Annotated in this window: 18 protein-coding genes; 1 reads left to right on the top strand and 17 read right to left on the bottom strand. The window is 72.1% G+C overall.

What is annotated here, in order from left to right:
• Positions 1 to 44 precede the first annotated feature (44 nt).
• A complete protein-coding gene (locus ACRAKH_RS22525) occupies positions 45 to 1,451 on the top strand; it encodes a PP2C family protein-serine/threonine phosphatase (RefSeq protein ID WP_380720873.1) in 1,407 nt (468 codons plus the stop codon).
• 84 nt (positions 1,452 to 1,535) lie between these two features.
• On the opposite strand, the gene ACRAKH_RS22520 is transcribed toward ACRAKH_RS22525, so the two are convergent.
• The 17 genes from ACRAKH_RS22520 to ACRAKH_RS22440 all read right to left on the bottom strand — a co-directional run bounded on the left by ACRAKH_RS22520 (position 1,536) and on the right by ACRAKH_RS22440 (position 19,884).
• Positions 1,536 to 2,222 carry a DUF2306 domain-containing protein gene (locus ACRAKH_RS22520; RefSeq protein ID WP_380720872.1) on the bottom strand — a complete coding sequence of 229 codons (687 nt, stop codon included), beginning with the start codon at positions 2,220 to 2,222 and terminating at the stop codon, positions 1,536 to 1,538.
• A 98-nt stretch (positions 2,223 to 2,320) separates the two neighbouring features.
• Positions 2,321 to 2,989, bottom strand: coding sequence for a response regulator (locus ACRAKH_RS22515; RefSeq protein WP_380720869.1), 669 nt, complete (start codon positions 2,987 to 2,989; stop codon positions 2,321 to 2,323).
• Positions 2,986 to 4,119: a sensor histidine kinase gene (locus ACRAKH_RS22510; RefSeq protein ID WP_380720866.1), complete on the bottom strand. Its 1,134-nt coding sequence runs from the start codon at positions 4,117 to 4,119 to the stop codon at positions 2,986 to 2,988. Before ACRAKH_RS22510 ends, ACRAKH_RS22515 begins: the two co-directional genes overlap by 4 nt.
• Positions 4,120 to 4,329: 210 nt before the next feature.
• Positions 4,330 to 4,779: a hypothetical protein gene (locus ACRAKH_RS22505; protein WP_380720863.1), complete on the bottom strand. Its 450-nt coding sequence runs from the start codon at positions 4,777 to 4,779 to the stop codon at positions 4,330 to 4,332.
• Positions 4,772 to 6,004 carry an MFS transporter gene (locus ACRAKH_RS22500; RefSeq protein WP_380720860.1) on the bottom strand — a complete coding sequence of 411 codons (1,233 nt, stop codon included), beginning with the start codon at positions 6,002 to 6,004 and terminating at the stop codon, positions 4,772 to 4,774. The genes ACRAKH_RS22505 and ACRAKH_RS22500 overlap by 8 nt, the downstream gene beginning before the upstream one ends.
• 24 nt (positions 6,005 to 6,028) lie before the next feature.
• Positions 6,029 to 7,282 carry an ATP-grasp domain-containing protein gene (locus ACRAKH_RS22495; RefSeq protein WP_380720857.1) on the bottom strand — a complete coding sequence of 418 codons (1,254 nt, stop codon included), beginning with the start codon at positions 7,280 to 7,282 and terminating at the stop codon, positions 6,029 to 6,031.
• Positions 7,283 to 7,311: 29 nt separating this feature from the next.
• Complete coding sequence (locus tag ACRAKH_RS22490; protein ID WP_380720854.1) at positions 7,312 to 8,616, bottom strand: cation:proton antiporter; 1,305 nt, start codon at positions 8,614 to 8,616, stop codon at positions 7,312 to 7,314.
• An 80-nt stretch (positions 8,617 to 8,696) separates the two neighbouring features.
• Entirely contained in the window at positions 8,697 to 10,499 is a 1,803-nt protein-coding gene (locus ACRAKH_RS22485) for an ABC transporter substrate-binding protein (protein WP_380720851.1), read from the bottom strand.
• Between the two features lie 238 nt (positions 10,500 to 10,737).
• The gene (locus tag ACRAKH_RS22480) at positions 10,738 to 11,076 is read right to left on the bottom strand and encodes a hypothetical protein (protein ID WP_380720848.1); all 339 of its coding nucleotides are present in this window, start codon (positions 11,074 to 11,076) and stop codon (positions 10,738 to 10,740) included.
• On the bottom strand, positions 11,073 to 11,906 hold the full coding sequence (ddaH, locus tag ACRAKH_RS22475) for a dimethylargininase (RefSeq protein WP_380720845.1): 834 nt from the start codon (positions 11,904 to 11,906) through the stop codon (positions 11,073 to 11,075). The genes ACRAKH_RS22480 and ddaH overlap by 4 nt, the downstream gene beginning before the upstream one ends.
• 87 nt (positions 11,907 to 11,993) lie before the next feature.
• Positions 11,994 to 13,235: an ATP-grasp domain-containing protein gene (locus ACRAKH_RS22470; protein WP_380720842.1), complete on the bottom strand. Its 1,242-nt coding sequence runs from the start codon at positions 13,233 to 13,235 to the stop codon at positions 11,994 to 11,996.
• Positions 13,232 to 14,878: a class I tRNA ligase family protein gene (locus ACRAKH_RS22465; protein ID WP_380720840.1), complete on the bottom strand. Its 1,647-nt coding sequence runs from the start codon at positions 14,876 to 14,878 to the stop codon at positions 13,232 to 13,234. Before ACRAKH_RS22465 ends, ACRAKH_RS22470 begins: the two co-directional genes overlap by 4 nt.
• Positions 14,875 to 15,246, bottom strand: a complete 372-nt coding sequence (locus ACRAKH_RS22460) for a cupin domain-containing protein (protein ID WP_380720838.1) — start codon at positions 15,244 to 15,246, stop codon at positions 14,875 to 14,877. Before ACRAKH_RS22460 ends, ACRAKH_RS22465 begins: the two co-directional genes overlap by 4 nt.
• Before the next feature lie 21 nt (positions 15,247 to 15,267).
• The gene (locus ACRAKH_RS22455) at positions 15,268 to 16,596 is read right to left on the bottom strand and encodes a lysine N(6)-hydroxylase/L-ornithine N(5)-oxygenase family protein (protein ID WP_380720835.1); all 1,329 of its coding nucleotides are present in this window, start codon (positions 16,594 to 16,596) and stop codon (positions 15,268 to 15,270) included.
• Positions 16,597 to 16,742: 146 nt separating this feature from the next.
• Complete coding sequence (locus ACRAKH_RS22450; protein WP_380720833.1) at positions 16,743 to 16,997, bottom strand: acyl carrier protein; 255 nt, start codon at positions 16,995 to 16,997, stop codon at positions 16,743 to 16,745.
• Positions 16,994 to 18,847: an HAD-IIIC family phosphatase gene (locus ACRAKH_RS22445; RefSeq protein WP_380720830.1), complete on the bottom strand. Its 1,854-nt coding sequence runs from the start codon at positions 18,845 to 18,847 to the stop codon at positions 16,994 to 16,996. Before ACRAKH_RS22445 ends, ACRAKH_RS22450 begins: the two co-directional genes overlap by 4 nt.
• 2 nt (positions 18,848 to 18,849) lie before the next feature.
• Positions 18,850 to 19,884: a 3-oxoacyl-ACP synthase III family protein gene (locus ACRAKH_RS22440; RefSeq protein ID WP_380720827.1), complete on the bottom strand. Its 1,035-nt coding sequence runs from the start codon at positions 19,882 to 19,884 to the stop codon at positions 18,850 to 18,852.
• Between the last annotated feature and the right edge of the window lie 94 nt (positions 19,885 to 19,978).

Below are 19,978 nucleotides of genomic sequence, written 5' to 3'. Positions count from 1 at the left end.
AACTTGTCCGATAGGTTGGGTCGACCCGACACACAGGAGCCGTGATGGCCCAGGGCTACCGGCAAGGCGCCGACACGGGCCTCGACCTCGACGCGTGGCGTCGCGTGGTCGACGGCTTCCACGAGGCCGTCGTCGTGCTGGACCCGGCAGGCGTCGTCCGCCTGGTGAACCCCCTCGCGGCCGTGCTGTTCCCCGAGGCGCGGCCGGGCTCGACGCTGCCCTCCGACGTCGCGGGACGTCGCCAGGAGGTCGGCGACGGCTGGACCGCCTGGTACCGGGGCGTCGAGGACTACCTGGACGAGGCCGCGCGGCGGTTGGCGCCGCTCACCGAGCGCGCGGACGCGCTGCGGACCGTGGTCGAGCTCGCGCCGGCCGAGCACACCGTCGTCGTGCTGCCCGCCGTCCGGGGCCGGTTGGAGTGGTGGCGCCGCACGCCCGCCGGCGACGTCGCTGTGACACGCACCACACGCCAGGCCGTCGCCACCGCGCCCGGCCTGGCCGCCGTCCTGGAGGGGACGGTCGACCACGCCGAGCTGACCGACCTGGGCGACGGGCCGTGGGGCACGTCCGGCGCGAACGGGGTCGGCGTGGCCGTGCCGCTGACCGACGGCGGCGCGCTCGCGTGCTTCGGCGGCTCGTGGAACGTCGACCTGCTCAAGCGGTACGCGGCACGGGCCGCCGCGGCGGTCGACGCGAGCACCCGGCTCACCGAGCAGGCGCGGACCGTGGAGACGCTGCGGGCGAACCTGCTGCCCACCGCGCTGCCCGAGGTGCCGGGCGTGCGCCTGGCGCGGGTGTTCGAGCCCGCGCACCGCGGGGTGATGGTCGGCGGCGACTTCTACGACGTCCACCCGCGCGAGGACGGCAGCGCGGCGTTCGTGCTCGGCGACGTGGCGGGCAACGGGCTGGAGGCCGCCGTGCACAGCGGCCGGGTGCGCCAGAGCCTGCACACGCTGCTCGTGGTGGAGCAGCGCCCCGCGCAGCTGTTGCAGCTGCTCAACACCGCGTTGCGGGCGGCGGGCAGCCGCCTGTTCACCACGCTGGTCGTCGGCACGATGATGGCCGTCCAGGCGGGCGGGCTGCGCCTGACCCTCGCCGCGGGCGGCCACCCCGCGCCGCTCGTGCTGCGCGCCGACGGGCGGGTCGACGAGGTGGCGGTGCACGGCGGGATCGTCGGCGTGCTGCCGGAGGTGCGGTTCCACCAGACGACCGTCACCCTCGCGCCGGGCGAGACGTTGCTGCTGTACAGCGACGGGGTGACGGAGGCGCGGAAGTACGGCGACCGGCAGGAGCTGTTCGGCGACGTGCGGCTGAAGGCGGCGCTGGCGGCGTGCGCCGGGCTGTCCGCCGAGGCGGTGGCCGAGCACCTGCGGCGGGTGGCGTTCGACTGGCTGGGCGACGCCGAGCACGACGACCTGACCTTGCTGGTCCTGCAGGCGGAGAAGCAGTAGCCCGCGGCCGGCCCGGCGGGATGGCGCGGGGCCGGCTCGGCAGGGTGGCTGACCGCCGGCGCGGCGGAGTGGCTCACGGCAGGCTCACGCGCGGCTCGCCGGGCCGCTGACGGCCGCGTCGGCGGGAGCGGGGGAGGTGCGGGTCCTGCCGGCGGGCCGGCGGTGGATGATCCACTCCGCCACGGCCACGTTGATCAGCCAGCCGGCGCCGAGCAGCAGCGTCCTGGTCATCCCGGTGGCCGGGCCGACCGCCAGCACCCACGCGATGGTGACGACCGCCTGCGTGCCCGCGCCCTGGGCGATCGCGTAGGCGCGGATCATCCAGGCCCGGTGGCGGCGGACGTCGCGGCGGCGGATGGCGGTGACGGCCAGGACGAGGCCCAGGACCGTGGCCGTCCCCGTCACGAGGCGGAAGGCGGCGAGGACCGTGCCGTCGCCGGCGGGCCAGGGGTAGAACAGGGTCATCCACAGGCCCGAGAGGCCCATGAGGAGCCCGCTGGGCACCAGGAACCGGCCCAGGGCGCGGTGGCGGGCGGGCCGGCGTCCGCGGAACCCGGGAGCGAACTGGAACGCGCCCACGAGGCAGTAGGCGACGGCGGCGAGGATGTGGACCACCACCGGCAGCGGCGCGGCGAAGAACCGCGCGTTGTCCGCGGTGACCTCCCCGCCGGCCAGCTCGGCCAGGCGGAGGGCGCCGCCGGCCATCGGGATCGCGGTGAGCGTGATCAACGCGGTGGGGATCAGCCATTCCGGCGTGCGGGACGAGGTCATGCGCCGAGTCTGGCGACGGCGACGTGCCGGTTCATCGGGAGAAGGGCCGGAGCCGAACCGTCCTCCGGGACGGTCGCGACTCGTACTTTCGGCTGGTGCTAGCGGCCGGACCCGCCTCGCACGCGGTGCGTCTCGTAGGCCCACATGGCGATCTCGACGCGGTTCCGGGCCCCCAGCTTGGCCATCAGGCTGGCGACGTGCGTCTTGACCGTGCTGAGCGTGATGTGCAGCTCGTCGGCGATCTCGCTGTTCGTCCGCCCCCGGGCCACGGTGACGAGCACCTGCTCCTCGCGGTCCGTCAGCGGTTCCACGGGCTGCGCGGGCGGCCCGGCGGGCCCGGTGGCGGCGAAGGTCCGGAGCAGGCGGGCGGTGACGGCGGGCGCGATGAGCGCGTCGCCGTTCGCGGCGGCGCGGACGGCCTGGGCGAGCAGCGCCGGCCCGGCGTCCTTCAGCAGGAAGCCCAGGGCGCCGGCCCGCAGCGCCGCGTAGACGTACTCGTCGAGGTCGAACGTGGTGATCACGACGACGGCGAGGGGGTCCTCCACCGCCGGTCCGGCGAGGAGCCGGGTGGCTTCGATGCCGTCGATGCCGGGCATGCGGATGTCGAACAGGCACACGTCGGGGCGCAGGCGTCGCGCCAGCTCCACGGCACGCCGCCCGTCCGCCGCGCCGCCGACGACCTCGATGTCGGGCTGGGCGTCGAGGATCATGGTGAGGCCGGTGCGGACGATCTCCTGGTCGTCGGCCACGAGCACGCGGACGGTCACGCGGCCGACCCCGTCCGGGGCAGCGTGGCGGTGACGGTCCAGCCGCGGCCCGGCCCCGGCCCCGCCTCGCACGTGCCGCCGAGCAGGTCGACGCGCTCGGCCATGCCGATGAGCCCGTACCCCGTCCCGGCGGTCGGCCGCGCGGCCGCGGTGTCGCCGTCGTCGCTCACGCGCAGGTGCACCGACGTGTCGTCGGCGGTGACGCGGACCTCGATGCGGGTCGCGTGGCGGGCGTGCCGCCGCGCGTTGGTGACCGACTCCTGGGCCAGGCGGTAGATCGCCGCGCCGACCGAGGGGTGCACGTCGCCGACGTCGCCGGAGATCCCCACCTCGACCGCCGGTCCCGTCCGGCCCCGGCTCGCGAGCTGCCCGAGGTCGGCGATGCGCGGGCTCGGGGTCAGGTCGGCGGGTTCGTCGCGGCGCAGGACGCGCACCATGGCGCGCATCTCGGTGAGGGCGCGGGACGCCTCGCCTTCGATCAGGCGCAGTGCGTCGGCCGCGGCGTCCGGTCGGGTCGCCGCGGTGGCCAGGCCGGCCTGGGCGCGGATCGCGATCGCCGAGACGTGGTGGGCGACCGTGTCGTGCAGGTCGCGGGCCAGCCGCTCCCGCTCGACCAGCTTCACCCGGTCCAGCTCGCGCGTCCGGACCCCGGCGCGGTAGCGGGCCGCCGTGCCCAGGGCGATGGCGGAGAACAGCACGCCGAGCCCGCCGACGACGTCCGCGAGGCCGGTCTGGCGGAAGGTCAGGGAGAGGGCCGCGCCGCCGAGCACGATCACCGAGCCGATCACGGCCTCGCGACCGGAACCCCACCGGAACAGCGAGTACACCAGGACCAGCAGGAACGCCGCCGTGTGCGGCTCGGGGCCGAACCCGCCGGTCAGCAGCGGCACGAGGCCCGTCGCGCCGAAGGCGAGGGCGACCACCGGCAGGGGGCGGGTCCGCCGCCACAGCAGCGCGGGCGCCAACGCGGCGGTGACGACCACCGAGAGCGTCGGCAGTTCCGGCCGCAGGAACCCTTCGAGCACCGCCGTCGGCACGAGCGCGCCGACGAGCGCCCAGTCCCGCCACACGCGCGCCGGCGGGTGGTGGGGACGGGGCTCGGCCCAGGTGGAGCGGAGGAGTTCCGGCACCCGGCGATCGTACGAGAGGCCGTCCGGGTGCGGATCGGTCGGAAGTACGAGGTGAGGACCACGAGGCGCACCCCCGCGAGCCGGTCGGGCGCTCGCGGGGGTGCGGGAGGGGTCGCGGAGCCGTGGCGTCACGGCCCCGGTGCCGGCACCTCCGAGTCGGCGTGCCGGGGCAGCCGGTGTGGCAGGGGGACCGGCGTCACCGAGCCGGTGTCAGGGCAGCCGGGTGATGTCCATGTACCAGTTGGTCTCCCAGGTCTCCCCGCCGTCCGCGGACATCGCCTGCTCCCAGCGCGCCGAGTCCGGCGTGATCCGCGACCACACGAAGCGGATGCGCACCGGGACGCCGTCCTGCACCTCGTCGCCGTGGAACGTGCCCACGCCGTCGGTGAACCCGCCGAACAACGGCGGGAAGAACACGCCGCTGTCGCTGCTCGCCCAGTTCAGGGACCAGCGGCCGGTCGTCGGGTCGAACAGGCGCACGGTGAGGCCGGACGTGCCGTCGGCGAAGGTGATCTCGTCGACGTTGCCCGCGCCGCCGAAGATCGGGCGCACGTCGGACGTCGACGCGAACTCCTCCCAGTCGGCGCTGCCGACCAGCCGCTGCTTCAGCCTGCGGTTGGCGATGGCCCAGCGGCCGATCAGGAAGTCGAAGTCACCCACTCGTCCCCGCCTCCACCTTGTTGCGGGTGGCGAAGAACCCGGCCGCCGCGGCGGCCAGCCCGAAGACCGCCATGATCGGCCACACCGAGTGGCCCACCTGGAGGAACAGGAAACCGCCGACGATCGGGCCGACCGCGGCGCCGAGGCCGTACATGAACTGGAAGCTGCCGATGTACCGGCCCTTCAGGTGCGCCGGGCCGGCCATGCCGGGGTAGGCGAACACCACGGGGCCGCCGATGATCTCGCCGAGCGTCCACAGCAGGGTGCCGATGACGATGACGGCCGGGCCGAGCGGCAGGCCGTACACCGCGACACCGATGCCCACCAGCGTGTACGCCACCGCGACCACGAGCTTCGGCTTCATGTTCTGCGTCTTCTTGGTGACCACCAGCTCGAACAGGATCACCGCGCCGCCGTTGAGCGCGACCGCGAGGGTGTACCAGAAGATCGGCACCCCGGACGCGCTCACGTCCAGCGGCAGCGTCGACATGTACTGGACGTAGACCACCGCGTTGAGGAACGTCGCCAGCAGGTACACGAGGTACCGCCGGTCCTTGAACACGTCGCGGTAGCTGCCGGTGGCGGGCGCCGGCGCGTCGTCGTCCGCCGCGGGCCGCTTCTCGTCGGCCTTGGCCGGCAGCACGCGGAACGCCAGCACCGCGTACGCCAGCGCCACCAGCGCTTCCACCCAGAACAGCAGCTCGTAGTTGTCGCCGCCGAGCTGGTAGAGCCCGAAGCCGATCAGCGGCGCGGCCGTCGTGCCGAGGTTCAGCCCGAACCGGTACATCGCGAAGACCATGACCTGCTGGTCGTCCGCGGTCAGCTCCGACAGCAGGGTCGCCGAGGCGGGCCGGTAGATCTGGCCGACCGCGCCGACCAGCCCCGCCGCCACCAGCAGCGTCGCGTAGTTCGGCAGGTACAGCATGGACCCGATCAGCACCGCCGACCCGGCCATGCTGAGCACGGTGGAGTTGCGCGCGCCCAGCCGGTCGGCCAGCGCGCCGCCGACGAGCACGCCGATCACGCTGCCCGCGCCGTAGACGCCCAGGGCCGTCGCCGCCTCGCCCGCGGAGTAGCCGCGGGCGGTCAGGAACAGCACCAGGAAGATGTTGAGGAAGCCACCGACCTTGTTGATGAACACGCCGCCGAGGACGGCCTTGACCGCCGGTGGTGACTCGACGAACGTGGCCCAGATGCCTGGGGACTTCTGCTGCTGAGTGGTCATGGCTCTTTCTGTTCTCCGCCTGGATCAGGCGGGCTCGACGGCGAGTGTCTTCTCCGCGGCGTCCAACCGCTGCGCGACCATCTCGCGCGTGTCGCCCACGGCGATGGCGAACGCGATGCGTCCCCAGACCGTGCCCTTGGGCGGCGGCGAGACCACCGCGCCGGGCTGGGCGACGGCCACGACCTGGTCGATGCCTTCCGGCAGCGCGTCCTCGTCGAAGCCGATGGAGCCGATGGTGGTGTCCTCGTGCTCCACGTAGAAGAACCGGATGCCGGCCACCTGCCAGTGCTGCGGCTCCAGGTCCGCGGGCAGGCCGGTCGCGGCGCCGGCGGCGGCCAGGCCGGGGTCGACGCCGGTGGCGAGCAGGCCGAGGTACGGGATCATGTCGCCGCCCAGCCTGCCGTTGACCTCGATGACCTTCGGCCCGGCGTCGGTCAGCATGAACTCCGAGTGCGTGATGCCGTCGGTGAAGCCGAGCGCCTCGTGCGTGGCCTGCAGCGCCTCCGTCAGCTCGACGTCGGACAGCAGGGGGTCGGCGGCGTCCACGAAGTGGCCGATCTCCTCCGCGTACGGGTGGTAGCCGACGACCTTGCGGCCGACGAACAGCGGCGTGACCCTGCCGTCCCGCACGACCGAGTCGACGCTGATCTCCTCGCCCGACACGAACTCCTCGACCAGGATCGGCTGGTCGGTGTCGAACACGACCGGCTCCGGGCCGCGCGCGCCCTCGGTGAACGCGAAGTTCGCCCGCAGCTGCGCCTCGTCCTCCACCTTGATCACGCCCAGGCTCGCGCCGAGGCCACGCGGCTTCAGGATGGCCGGGTAGCCGACCCGCGCCGCGGCGGCGACGGCGTCGTCCACGGTCTTGACCGGGATCGACCGCGGCTGCGGCACGCCGGCCGCGTCCAGCGCCGCGCGGGTCTGGCCCTTGTCGCGCAGCCGCCAGATCACCTCGGGGTCGCCGTTGCGCAGCCCGAGCGCCCGGGCCACGAACGCGGTGGCGTGGATGCGCACCTCGTCCCAGCACAGCACGCCGGCGAACGCCTCCTCGGCGTGCAGCTCCCGCGCGGCCTCCGCCATCGCCGGGCCGTCGGTCGTGCTCGGCAGCACCGTCCAGCCGTGCACGTGCTCCTTCTCCCACACCGGTTCGGCGGTCAGGAACAGGTGCACGCGGTAGTGGGCGCTGATCGACCGCAGCAGGTACTCGCGGTAGGTCCGCATGCCCGTGCCGACCAGGAGCAGCCGGGGCCGGTCGGACGTCTCGGGAGGGGTTGACATGGTGCCTCTTTCCTTCGTGTGGCGGGTGGTCAACTGCTGAACGACTTGGCCCGGTCGGTTTCCTCGGAGGTGACGGCGATGCGCCGGATGGCGTAGCGCAGCGTCGGCGGCGCCATCAGCGAGGTCACGACCGCGACCAGCACGATGACCGTGTAGGTCGCCGTCGTGACCACCCCGAGCCGGAGGCCCACCATCGCGACGATCACGCCGATGACGCCGCGCGCGTTGAGACCGGCTCCGAGCGCCAGTCCTTCCCAGTGGCCGAGCCGGCCCGCCCGCGCACCGAGGTAGGCGCCGGAGAACTTACCGATCACCGCGAGCGCGAGCACCACCGCGGCCGCGCCGAGCACGGCCGGGTGCCGCAGCGCGGTCAGGTCCATGCGCAGGCCGGCGGTGGCGAAGAAGATCGGCGCCAGCACCGCCATGACGATCGTGCGCAGCGGGCTCAGCCGCTCGCGGTTGAGCAGGCCGGACGAGCTGATCAGCAGACCGCACACGAACGCGCCCAAAATGGGCTCCAGCTCCAGCACGTGGGTGCCGGCCGAGAACAGCACGATGAGCAGCACCACGACCGCGACCGTGACGCCCGGTTCGTCCGAGCGGGCCGCCATCCCCATCGCGCGCTTGATCAGGGGACGTCCGAGCAGCAGCGCGAACGCGGCCACGACGATCAGCGCGCCGACCGACAGCATGACGTGGCCGGTGGTGAGCCCGGCGGTGGCCATGCCGGAGACGACCGCCAGCAGCGACCAGCCGACGATGTCGTCCAGCGCGGCGGCGGTGACGACGAGCTGCCCGATGTCGCGGTGCAGCAGGTTCATCTCCAGCAGCACCTTGGCGATCACGGGGATCGAGCTGACGCACACGGCGACACCGAGGAACAGCGCGAACGTCGGCCGAGCCGTGCCCTCGCCGATCATCGCCTGGGGCAGCAGGAAGCCCGCGCCGAACCCCAGGCCCAGCGGGATCAGCAGCCCTCCGGCGCTGACCCACGCCGCCGCCCGGCCCTGCCGGCGCGCCAGCCCGAGGTCGATGTGCATCCCGGTGAAGCCGACCAGCAGCAGCACCCCGAGCTGGCCGACCGCGTCGAGCAGGTGGATCTGCCCGGTGTCGGCCGGGAACAGCCAGCCGGACAGGCCGGGCGCCACCGCGCCGAGCAGCGACGGGCCGAGCACCACGCCGGCGGCCAGCTCGCCGACCACCGCGGGTAACCGGAACTTCGTAGCCAGCCGCCCCAGGGCGAAGGCGGCGCCCAGCAGCACACCGATCTGGAGCAGGAACAACAGCATCTGGTGCGCGCCGAGCGGACCCGGCGGCGCGGCGGCCAACAACAAGGCGGAACCTCCAGCGGAGAAAGTGGCGGACACCGCGCGAGGTCGCACGCGAACGTGGCGACCCGGCGCGGCGCGTGCGTTCAGTCCTTGTAGTACCAGTTCTCCGGGTTGATCATCCCGTACGGGTTGACCGGGCCGAACCCGCCGAGGGTGTCGGCCACCTCGAACAGGCGGATCGGGAAGTTCGGCGTGAAGATCACCGGGACCTGCTCGGCGATGTAGTCCTGGTACTCGTAGAGCACTTCCAGGTCGTCGCTGGTCACCGTGCGGTTGATCAGCTCGTCGGCCTTGGCGTCGCTGTAGAAGCCGAAGTTGCCGCCCGCCTTGGTCGAGAACAGGATCTCGCCGGTCGGGTGGTGGTACGCCCACCCGCCGTTCCAGCAGCACATCTCCCACGTGCACGGCGTGGTCGCGGTCGGCTCGCACGGCGCGTCCTCGGCGACCAGGATCGAGCCGTACACCTCCTGCAGCCGCAGTTCGATGCCCGCCTCGGCGGCGGCGTCGCGGAAGTTCTCCATCAGCCGGGTCAGGGCCGGGCGGCCCTCGACGTACCGCATGAGGATGCTGAGCTTGGTGCCGGCGGGGATGCCCGCGCCCGCCTCGCCGGGACCGGTGCCGGGCCGGACGCACACCGCGGGGGTCTGGCTGGTGTCCCAGCCGTTGGCCTCCAGCAGTTCCTTGGCGTGCCGGGGGTCGAACGGCAGCGGCCACGCGCCCTCGCGCTGGCGCGGCGAGACGTAGTCCGTCTTCGGGTACATCGGCACGGGGCCGTTCTGCCGGTACGCGTAGCCCTGGTAGATGTCGCGGACCGCGGTGTCCTGGTCCAGCGTGCTCTGCAACGCCTGCCGGATGTAGGTCTGCGCGAACATCTTCCCCACGACGGTGGGGTTGTTGTAGTTCAGCGAGATGTACCGGATGCAGAACGCGCTCTGCGGGTACATCGTGTACTTGCCCTCGAGCGGGTTCGGGCCGCCGACCATCGGGTCGACCGCGGGCTCGGTGGCGAAGCTCAGCGGCAGGTAGCCGACCTGGATGCCGTTCTCGGCGTCCGGACCGGCCTGGAGCATCTCGTACTGCTCCTCGTCGGAGAACGTCGGGATCTGCCGGAACTCGTCCAGGTACGGCTTGTTCGGGCCGGAGTAGTGCTCGTTCGGCACGAACGTGACGACGCCTTCGAGCGTGTAGCTCTTCAACCGCCACGGCCCGCTGACGACGCTCCAAATAGGACTGTCGGCCCACTTGGTGCGGTGCGCGTTGCCCTCGTCGACGATGTTGCCCTGCTCCGCCATCAGGTACTCGTAGACGGCCTCGACGTCGGCCAGGTCGCCGGAGGCGTTGGCCGGGCCGGCCGCGGTGCGGTCCCACGCCTTCGGCAGCGGCGTGATCGTGCTGAGCTGGTTGTACAGCACCCAGTGCTTCGAGTAGACCTTGTCGAAGGTGAAGTAGACGGTGTCCTCGGCGAGCTTGCCGTAGGAGGTCAGGTTGTCCGGGAAGTAGCCCGGCACGTACTCGCCGTACCGCGCGCCCTTGACCTTCATCAGGTTGACCCAGAACAGCACGTTGTCCGCGGACAGCGTCTCGCCGTTGGACCACTTCCACGGCTTCACCTTGATGGTGACGGTGAGGCCGTCCTCGCTCCACCGCGGCTCTTCGCCGATGCTCTGCGCGTAGTCGACGTTGGGCGTGCCGTCGCTGCCGAAGTAGTACAGCGTGCGGTACATCAACGCCTGGAACTCCAGGATGTTGCGGGTGCCCATGCGCTCCGCGGGCGTGAACGGGAAGATCACCGCGGGCGGGAAGCCGGGAGCGCACGCCCACGTGACGGTGCCGCCCTTGCGCGGTGTGCCCTCGGTGCGCTCGGTGACGGTGCTGGCTGATGTCATGGTCGGGTCGTTCCTGTTCTCGTGACGTGGCTGCGGGACGTCGCGGTGGACGTGGCAGGGGACGTGGCCGCGGAACGGGCCGGGGGAACGTGCCGGGAGTCGCGGCCGGACGGGTGGCCGCGCGCTGTGCCGCGAGGTCGGCCGGGGAGCCGGCCGGGAAGCGTGCGCCGGAGGACGAGGCGCCGGTGGCCGTGGCCCTGGCCGGCGCCGCGCGACCCGCGGACGTGGCGGGGGAACGCTAGTGGGCGGGGATCTCCTCGATGACCGACTCGCCGCTGTCGGCGTGCGCGCCGAAGCGCTCCCACACCTCGGCCAGCCGGATGCGGCCGTCCTCCAACACCTGCGGGGTGCTCCGGCAGTGCCCGGAGATCACCTCGCCGTCGTCCAGCACCATGCAGTACGCGAAGTCGAGGCTGCCGTCGGGCGCGCACGTGCCGGTGAGCGCGCCGCGCCGGGCGCGACCGCCGAGGAACTCGCCCCACAGCAGGTCGCCCTGCTGCCGGTAGACCGCGACCCGGCTCTCCTCGGGCGCGCCGTCGGCCACGGGGCGGAACCTCTTGCCGTCGTAGTTGATCACTGTCCAGGTCCCCCTCGGAGTTCGAGCGTGCAGCACTTGGCGCTGCCGCCGGATTTCAGGAGTTCGGAGAGGTCGACGCCGATCGGCGAGAAGCCGCGGCGCACGAGCTCGTCGGCCAGCCCGACGGCCTCCTGGGCCAGCAGGACGTGCTTGCCGTCCGACACCGCGTTGAGGCCGAACACCTCGGCGTCGTGGTCGTCGGCGAGCACGGCGTCCGGGTACAGCGCGCGCAGCGCCTCCCGGCTCTCCGCGGAGAAGGCCGCCGGGTAGTACATGACCTCGTCGTCGTCGAGCACCGCCAAGGCGGTGTCGAGGTGGTAGAAGCGGGGGTCGACCAGCTCCAGCGGCACGACCTCGCGGCCGAAGAACTCCGCCGCCTCCGCGTGCGAGCGCCGGTCGGTGCGGAACCCCGTGCCGGCCAGGACGCGCGACCCGACGACCAGGTAGTCGCCCTCGCCCTCGTTGACGAACTCGGCGTCACGGGTCGTGTAACCGCGGTCCGCGAACCACTTCAGGTACGCGGGACCCTCGGGGACGCGCTGCTCGTGCCGGAAGCGCGCGGACAGCACGCGGCCGTCCACGACGGTCGCGCCGTTGGCCGCGAACACCATGTCCGGCAGGCCGGGGATCGGGTCGATCAGCTCCACCTGGTGCCCCAGGCCGAGGTAGAGGTTGCGCAGGCGTTCCCACTGGAGGACCGCGATCCCGGTGTCGGTCGGCTTCTCCGGCCGCATCCAGGGGTTGATCGAGTAGGTGACGTCGAAGTGCTCGGGTCGGCACATGAGGTAGCGGCGGGGGCGCGCCACGCGGCGTCGGGTCTGCTGCGGCACGGGGTTGTCCTCTCGTGGTGGACGTGACCGGGGTCGGGCGCCGTGGGTGCGCGGCGCCCGACGCCGCTGATCCTGCTGGGGGTGGTGCTACTGGAACGTGACGTCGATCTTGGCGGCCAGGTCGTTCATCAGCGCGAACGCGTCCGCCTCGGACTCACCGGTGGTGCCCAGGAAGCCGATGATCGTGTTGCCCTCCGGCGGGCGCTTGATCAGGTCGCCCGGTCGGGCGGTGATCTTGAGCAGGAACACCCGGTCGGATTCGCTGACCTCCTCCGGCACGCGGACCTCGCGCACCACGCCCGCGTCGGAGATCAGGCACATCGCGGTGATGTGCGTGCCGGTCGGCTGGAAGTGCCGGACCGACGGCTCCCGGCCCGCGCCGATGTCCACGACGGCCGCGATGGGGTCGTGCCCGGCGGTGATCCGGGCGATGGCGTCGAGCCCGCCGCCGCCGACCCGTGCCGCGATCTCCAGCAGGTACGGCTTGCCCTGGTGGAAGCGGACCTCGGCGTGCATGACGCTGCGCCGCAGGCCCTGGGCGTGCGCGCCGGCCTTGACCACGGCGTGCACCGCGGCCAGGTCGTCCGCGCTCATCGACGTCGGCGCGTGGTGCACGTCGTCGTCGAACGTCCCGCCCTCGGCGGTGATCCGGTCGACCACCGAGCCGAGGTAGACCTCGTCGTCCCAGGCCACGGCCTCCATGAGGTATTCCTTGCCGTCCAGGAACGACTCGACCAGCAGGCCGTTGGGCCCCAGGTCGATGCCCTCGGCCTCGGAGTTGGCCCAGAAGAGGTCCAGGATGCCCGCGGCGGCCTGCTCGTAGTGCTCGGTGAGCTCCGCCTCGTCGTCGCACTTGAAGACGAAGTGGCTGCCCGCGCCCAGCGTCGGCTTGATGATGACCGGGTAGCCGAACTCCGCGGCCGCGGCCTTCGCCTCGTCCAGCGCGGTCACGTACCGGTAGCCGGGGATCGGCGCGCCGGCCTTCTCGTGCGCCTGCCGCATCAGGTACTTGTTGCGGCAGTTGAGCGCGGCCTCGACGCCGATGCCGGGCAGGCCCAGCGCCTCCGCGATCGCGGCCACCGCGATCACCGCCGCCTCGGAGAACGTGATCACGCCGTCGAACCGCTCGGTGGCGTGCCACTGCTTGGCGACGCTGATCATGTCGTCGATGTTCTTCGACCCGACCAGGCGGTAGCGCTCGGCGGGCCAGAAGTCCTCGGTGCCCTCCCCGTTGAGCACGTGGAGGTCCACGCCCAGCGCCTCCACCTGCTCGTAGCGCGAGTGGTAGTACTGGAGGTACTGGCGGGTCTCGATGGCGAGCAGCTTCATCGGGTGTCGCCTCCCAGGACGCCGTCGAGAGCGCCGCGCGACCCGGTGCTCTCGGTGACGGCGGGCAGTGTCGGGAACCGGAACACCGGGACCGCCTGCGGCATCTCGTCGTCGATCGTCAGGTCGACGCCCTGCAGCGCGAGGTCGTCGGCCACGTCCACGAGGATCGGCGCGGCGCAGGCCAACAGCGTCCGCACCTCCAGCAGCAGGTCGCCCGGCGCGACCGGCGAGTGGCCGTTGCTGCGGCCGTCGACCTTGTCGGCCAGCGCCCGCAGCCGGGCCAGCTGCACCAGCACCGTCTCGGCGGCCCGGCCCAGGCTGAAGCTGGGCAGGTCGTAGCAGAGGCGGAACCGCTTCAGCATCGCCACGGCGCGCTGCCGGCCCTGTTCGGTGGTCGGCAGGTTGCCGGACGTGTCGACGTCGACCAGCGCCAGCGCGACGGAACCGGCCAGCGCGTTCCACGGCTCGACCAGCCGCCGGGTCGTGGTGGCGGCCAGCGCGTCGCGGGTGAAGTTGGTGCGCTGGAACTCCGGCGCGGTCAGCGCCAGGTAGAAGCGCACCAGGTCCCGCGGCACCTCGGCGAGCAGGTCCGCGCTCCAGATGAGGTGGTTGCGGCTGGTGGAGAACTTCTCGCCGTCGAGGTCGTAGAACTCGTTGCAGACGTTGTTCTCCGGGGTGATGTACCGGTCGCCGTGCGCCAGCAGCATCACCAGGTCCATCAGGCCCCAGTGGTACACGTTGTCGAAGCCGTGGAAGTACACCAGCTCCGCGCCGCGCTCGGCGCGCCAGTGCTCGTCGGTCCCCGCCGTGTTCCGGCCCAGCTGCGTGGCGGTCCACCACGTGCTGTAGATCGACGCCGGCATCGCCTCGACCCACGGGTAGACGATCTGCCCCGGGGTCTCCGGGAACGGCGCGCCGATGCCCCACGTGCCGGGGATCGTGATCGGGATGTCCGGCAGCGGCTTGGCCAGCAGCTCGCCGATCAGCTGGCGGGCGTGCGGGCGCCACCGCGGCGTGCGGGCGGCGTAGTAGCTCGTCAGCCGCTCCCGGTACTCCTCCATCGGCAGCACGAGGATCTCGTGCTCCCGGTAGACCACCGGGTCCGACGGGTCGATGGTGTACTTCGGGTCCAGCAGCTCGTCGAAGTTGTTGGGGTGCCCGCAGCTCTCGCACGCGCCACCGCAGCTGCCGGTCAGGCAGACCGGGCACGTGCCCGTCACCAGGCCGTCGTAGAGGTACGCGCCCGCGTTCCTGGCGTACGGCAGCCGCACCGTGCGGAGCCGGAACCGGCCGGCCGCGTGCAGCTCCATCAGGAAGTCCACGACGGTCCGCCGGTAGCGGTCGTCGATCGGCGGCAGGCCGACCATGAGGGTGCCCATGGCGGCGAGCGAGCGCTCGATCTTGGCCGTGGAGGTCTCCACCAGCTCCTGCGGGGTGGTGCCCCGCCGGTGGGCCGTGGACACCACGTAGCTCTGGCTGTCGTCGGTGCACGTCGTGTAGATCACCGGGCGGCCAGTGGCGCGTAAGTACCGCGCGTAGATGTCACCCGAGAGGTACGGGCCCGCCATGTGGCCGACGTGCAGGTCGCCGTTCGACGTGGGGGTCGCGGCGATGACTATGGCGGGTCGGGCCTGGTCGCTCACGCGGCTCCTTCCTGGTGACGGGCCGCGAACTTGTCGGCCATCTCGGCGTCCCACCAGATCGCGTAGAACTGGAACTCCGCGTCGCCGCGGTTGACCACCTGGTGGTGCTCGTGCGGCGTGAAGTGCACGACGTCACCGGCCTTGAACGGCGACGTGCCGTCCTTGGTGATGATCTCGGCCTCGCCGGTCATGGCGACCCAGATCTCGTACTCGTGGTGACCGTGCGCGCCGGACTCGGCGCCGGGCTTGACCACGCACCAGGAGCCCTCGAACGGCGCGTTCACCAGCTCCCACGGCATCAGGCGCTGCGCGACCAGTCCGTTGTCCTGTTTGAGGTTCTCGCGGTCGAGGCTGCGGATTTCCATCATGGTGACGTCTCCCTCGTCGGCTCAGGCGGGTTGGGGCGTGCCGGTCAGCATCTCGGACACCTGGCGCGGCACCGCCGGGCTGTCCACGTCGGATTCCTCGCGCCCGGCGCGCAGGTCGGCGACGATCTCGCCGGACCGCACGGCCAGGACGCTGATCAACGAGTCCGCGATGCCGTGCGTGGCCTCGTTGACGCCCTGAAGGTAGACGCGCGCGGTGACCGAAGGCGGCAGGGCCATCCGGTAGTTGCGCGTCACGGTGAAGCCCTCGGCGCCGACGGACTCGGCCAGGGTGCGGGTCAGCAGCGGCATCCGCTTGTCGAAGCCGGTGCCGAGCAGCACCACGTCGCAGTGCAGCTCGGACTTCTCGCCCGTCTTGCGGTCCAGCAGCGTCAGCACGACGTCGTCGCCGTCGAGGCGGGTGTCGACGATCTCCGCCATGGTGATCATCGCCATGCGCTCGGTGCCGGTCAGCCGCTCCAGGTACATGGTGCGGTAGAGGTTGTCGAGCGTCTGCGGGGAGAGGCCGGAGTAGTTGGTCCGGTGCATCTCGCGCAGCAGCTGCTCGCGCGCCTCGGGCTGCGCCTTGTTGAACGTGTCGACGAACGACGGGTAGAACAGCTCGTTGGTGAACTTGCTGCTCTCGTAGCCGTTCAGGCCGATCGAGCGCATCACCATCGTCACCGTGGAGTTCGGGAAGTCCTGGTGCGCCGACCACAGCATCTCCGCCGCGCTCTGCGCGCCGCCGACCACCGCGATCCGGTGCGGCGCCTGCGGGTCGAGCTGGGCCACCCGGTAGGTGAACTCGGTGCTGTGGATGACCCGCTCGCGCGGCAGCGAGGCGAACTCGGCCGGCACGTGCGCGTCACGGCCCATGCCCACCACGAGGGTGCGGCAGGTCACCGTGCCGCCGTCGGCGAAGCGCACGAGCCACTGCGACACCGTGCCGTCGTCCTCGCGGCACGGCTCCACACCGACCACGCGGCGGCCGTGCTGGACGCGCACCGACTGCAGGGAGCGCGCCACCCACGCCAGGTAGTCGGAGATCTCCAACCGGTACGGCGTGAACGAGCCGAGGTTGATGAACTCGTCCAGCCTGCCGATCGAGTGCAGGTAGTTGACGAACGAGTAGTTGCTGCGCGGGTTGCGCAACGTCACCAGGTCCTTGAGGAAGGACACCTGGCTCTGCGACCACGGCAGCAGCATGCCGCGCTGCCACGCCACGTCGTCGTGCTGCTCCACGATGAGGGCGCGGGCCGCGAGGTCCGGGTCCAGCTCTTCCAGTGCGACGGCCAGCGCGAGGTTCGCCGGGCCTGCGCCTATCGCGAGCAGTTCTACATCCTGGTGGTCCAACGCAATCTCCAAGCCTTGTCGGGCGGTGGCGCCGGGTCGCGGCGCCACGGACGTGGGAGGGCTGAGCCGACGGGACCGAGCGCGTCGGCGCGCGGTCCGGCGGCACCGGGGCGGGCGCCCCGGTGCGGTCACCGTGTCGGCGGGGTCTAGACGGGCTCGGACGGGCGCACGAGCGCCACGATGTCGGCCACGGTGCGGGCCGCGTGGAAGGAGCGCAGGTCCAGCGTCACGTCGAGCCGGCTCTCCAGCTGGGACAGCGCGTCCAGCGAGCTGATGCTGTCCCACTCGTGCTGCGCCAGCACGGGGCGGTCGCGCAGGTCGTCGGCGGACACGTCCAGCGCCCCGCTGAGGATGTCCAGCACGGTCTCTTCCACGGCGGCCGTGGCTGCGGTGTCGGTCATCCCGGGACCTCGTTCCCTTCGAGTACCTTGATCCAGGCGGGTGTGCTCACGGCGTCACCGGTCAGGGCGAGGGTGAAGGCACCGTCGCCCGCGTCGGTGAAGCCGGCCTTGCTCCAGAAGCCGCTCGCGACGCCGTTCTTCTTGGACGGCACGAACCGGCCTTCCAACGTCGTGGCGCCGGCCTCGCGGGCCTGCCGGGCGAGCCACGCGGCGATCGCGAGCTCGACGCCGCGGCCGAGCACCCGGCAGCTGAGCACCAGGTTCTCCACCCGCCACACGTCGTCGCCGCACTCCACCCACGCCGCGCCGATGACGCCCTCGTCACCGAACCGGTCGGCGACGGCGAACGTGGCGACCAGGCGGCCGGGGTCGGCGATCCGCTCGGCCGTCGCGGCCTCGTCGAACCGCAGGCCGGTGAGGTTGAACTGGTTGGTGCGGGCGGCCAGCTGCGCCACCCGGGCCACGGAGAACTCGGAGGCCCGTTCGACGGTCAGCTCGACGCCCAGCGCGTGGAGGTAGTCCTCGGACGAGCCGAAGCCGCCTGCGAAGTCGCTGCGCAGCGCCCTGGTCCGGTACAGGCCCGGCCGCTGCCGGTCGGTGTCGGTCAGGTCCGGCACGTCGAACCACCCGTGGCTCAACAGCGTCCGCACGATGTGCGCCGGGTCGCCGTCGGCGGCCAGCACGGCCACCTCGGGCAGCTCCGCGCTCACGTGGCCGCGCTCGAACGGAGAGTCGTCCAGGAACACGAACGACTGCGTGCCCAGCCCCAGCGTCTCGGCGGCGCCGCGCAGGTTCTCGGCCTTCGGCCCCCAGTTGACCGCGGTGGCCGAGAACGCCTCGGGCCGCAGCAGGACGTCCGGGTGGGACGTCAGCGCGTCGTCCACGATCGCGGCGTCGTTCTTGCTCGCCAGCACCAGGATCACGCCCTGGTCGCGCAGCCGGCGCGCGGTGCGCTGGACCTCGCTGTAGGCGTTGCCGGGGTACAGCCCGCCGAGCTGCACGCCCTGCGCGCCGACCTCGCCGAGGACGCCGCCCCACAGGGTGTTGTCCAGGTCGAGGGCCAGCACCTTGCGCGACAGCCCGGTCTTGGCCTGCGCGAACCGCCGGACCTCGCGGGCCAGCAGGAACAGCGCGCCGTCCGTGTACGGCAGGTCGCCGTAGCGGTGCAGCCGGTCGTCACGGGCCGCGAACGGGGCGTCGGCGAGCACGCTGACCAGGTCGGCGACCGCGACCTGGCGGCTCTCCTCGGCCAGCGCCAGGATGCCCTCGTTGAGCCCGGCCCAGGCGCGGGCGACCGCGGCGCGGGACCGCCACCCGATCACGCTGTCGCGCACCTGCGCGGGCAGCGGGACCGTGTGGAGCACGACCGTGGACGTGAATCGGTCCACAGCGGACAGAACCAGGTCGCGCAGGTCCGCCAAGCGCTTCCGCACGTGCTCGGCGAAACCGTCGACGTCGACCGCGTCCCACTCGGGCGGCAGGAAGTACGACTCGTCCAGCAGGCAGGCGACCAGGTCCGGCTCGCCGGAGTCGGCGAAGCCGCCGGTGGCCAGGGTCAGCTCGAACATCCCGTACGGGCCGGGCTCGATCGTGGGCAGCACGCCCGCGCCGACCAGGCTCGCCCGCAGGATCTGCTCGAACGAGCCGATCGTGCACGTGGCCAGCACGGCCACCCGCAGCGGGCGCAGGTCGTGGTCCTCGGGGTCCAGCCTGGCCAGCAGCTTGCCGGCCTTGCGCAGCACGGCCGGGTCCTCGATCCGGGCCAGCGTCGTCCGCTCGGCGATCCCCGGCACGCGGCGGTCGGCGACCGCCCCGCGCAGGGAGTCGAGCAGTGCCTGGGTGTCGGTCATGCTCACACCCGCACCAGCGTGCAGTACCAGCGCATGCCGATCGAGATGCCGCACAGCGCCACCACGTCGCCGGGCTGGACGTCGCCGCGCTCGATGTGCTCGCCGAGGCAGAACAGCTGGTCCGCCGCGCCCATGTGGCCGTGGCTGAGGGACAGCTCGGCGTTGGTGTGCTCGACGGTGACGCCGAACGGCTCGGCGACCTCCTCGATCGTGTCCGCGCTGTCGTTGATGTAGATGACGTGCTTGAGGTCGTCACGCGTGAGGTCCGCGCGCTTCAGGGCGTTGTCGATGCTGTCGGTGATCCGCTGGTTGAGCGTCGCGACGAACTCCCGCAGCTTGGCGGGGTTCTTCTCGAAGTGCTCGTGGATGCGGGCGTGCCCGGGGGGCGCGTCCTTGGCGGTCCAGCCGTCGAGCGGGACCGGGGTGACCGCGCCGCCGACGTCGGTGCGGAAGAAGTCGGACAGGTCCGGGTCGGTGAACTGCTCGGTGGACAGCCACCGCACGTTCTCGTGGCCCCGCTTGATGACCGCGGCCACCGCGCCGTCGCTGTGCACCGCGTTGTTGACGTTCATCCGGTTGCGGTGGAACTCGCTGACCCGGTTGACCGCGATGAACAGCACGTTGCGCAGCTCCGGCTGCACGGCCATGAGGCCCGCCACGTAGCCGAGGCCCGTGACGCCGCACGCGCAGCCCTCGTTGAGCAGCAGGGTCTGGATCGTGCCCTCGACCTTGAGCTGCCGGGCGACGCCCGCGGAGGTGTCCCAGTGGTGGTAGTCGGGCACCTCGGAGGCGGCGACGACGATGAGGTCCAGGTCGTTGGCGCTCATCCCGAGCTTGTCGAGCGCGTCGCGCCCCGCCGCGGTGGCGAGGTCGGTCGCCGTGACGCCGTCGGGCGCGCGGTGGAAGGTGTGGTAGCCCCAGCGGATCACGCGCTCGGGGTCGCTGACGTAGTCACCGGCCGTCTTGGCGACGTCCCGGTCCTCGCCGGTGGCGTACCCGAAGCCCGCGACACCGAACTCCACGAGCTGGCTGACCATAAGTGCTCCTATTCGAGGCCGGACGTGTGCTGCCGGCGAAATCAGTCGGCGAAGAATCAGTCGGCGATGTACCTGTGGCGAAGCGAGTCCGCGA

The sequence above is a fragment of the Saccharothrix hoggarensis genome, from assembly GCF_052936025.1.
This window is presented reverse-complemented; position numbering and strand designations above follow the sequence as displayed.

Excerpts from the sequence above, each read along its gene's own strand:
- ACRAKH_RS22460 (WP_380720838.1), bottom strand. The coding sequence starts at position 15,246 with ATGATGGAAATCCGCAGCCTCGACCGCGAGAACCTCAAACAGGACAAC.
- ACRAKH_RS22525 (WP_380720873.1), top strand. The coding sequence starts at position 45 with ATGGCCCAGGGCTACCGGCAAGGCGCCGACACGGGCCTCGACCTCGAC.
- ACRAKH_RS22520 (WP_380720872.1), bottom strand. The coding sequence starts at position 2,222 with ATGACCTCGTCCCGCACGCCGGAATGGCTGATCCCCACCGCGTTGATC.
- ACRAKH_RS22450 (WP_380720833.1), bottom strand. The coding sequence starts at position 16,997 with ATGACCGACACCGCAGCCACGGCCGCCGTGGAAGAGACCGTGCTGGAC.
- ACRAKH_RS22500 (WP_380720860.1), bottom strand. The coding sequence starts at position 6,004 with ATGACCACTCAGCAGCAGAAGTCCCCAGGCATCTGGGCCACGTTCGTC.
- ACRAKH_RS22495 (WP_380720857.1), bottom strand. The coding sequence starts at position 7,282 with ATGTCAACCCCTCCCGAGACGTCCGACCGGCCCCGGCTGCTCCTGGTC.
- ACRAKH_RS22440 (WP_380720827.1), bottom strand. The coding sequence starts at position 19,884 with ATGGTCAGCCAGCTCGTGGAGTTCGGTGTCGCGGGCTTCGGGTACGCC.
- ACRAKH_RS22485 (WP_380720851.1), bottom strand. The coding sequence starts at position 10,499 with ATGACATCAGCCAGCACCGTCACCGAGCGCACCGAGGGCACACCGCGC.
- ACRAKH_RS22445 (WP_380720830.1), bottom strand. The coding sequence starts at position 18,847 with ATGACCGACACCCAGGCACTGCTCGACTCCCTGCGCGGGGCGGTCGCC.
- ACRAKH_RS22470 (WP_380720842.1), bottom strand. The coding sequence starts at position 13,235 with ATGAAGCTGCTCGCCATCGAGACCCGCCAGTACCTCCAGTACTACCAC.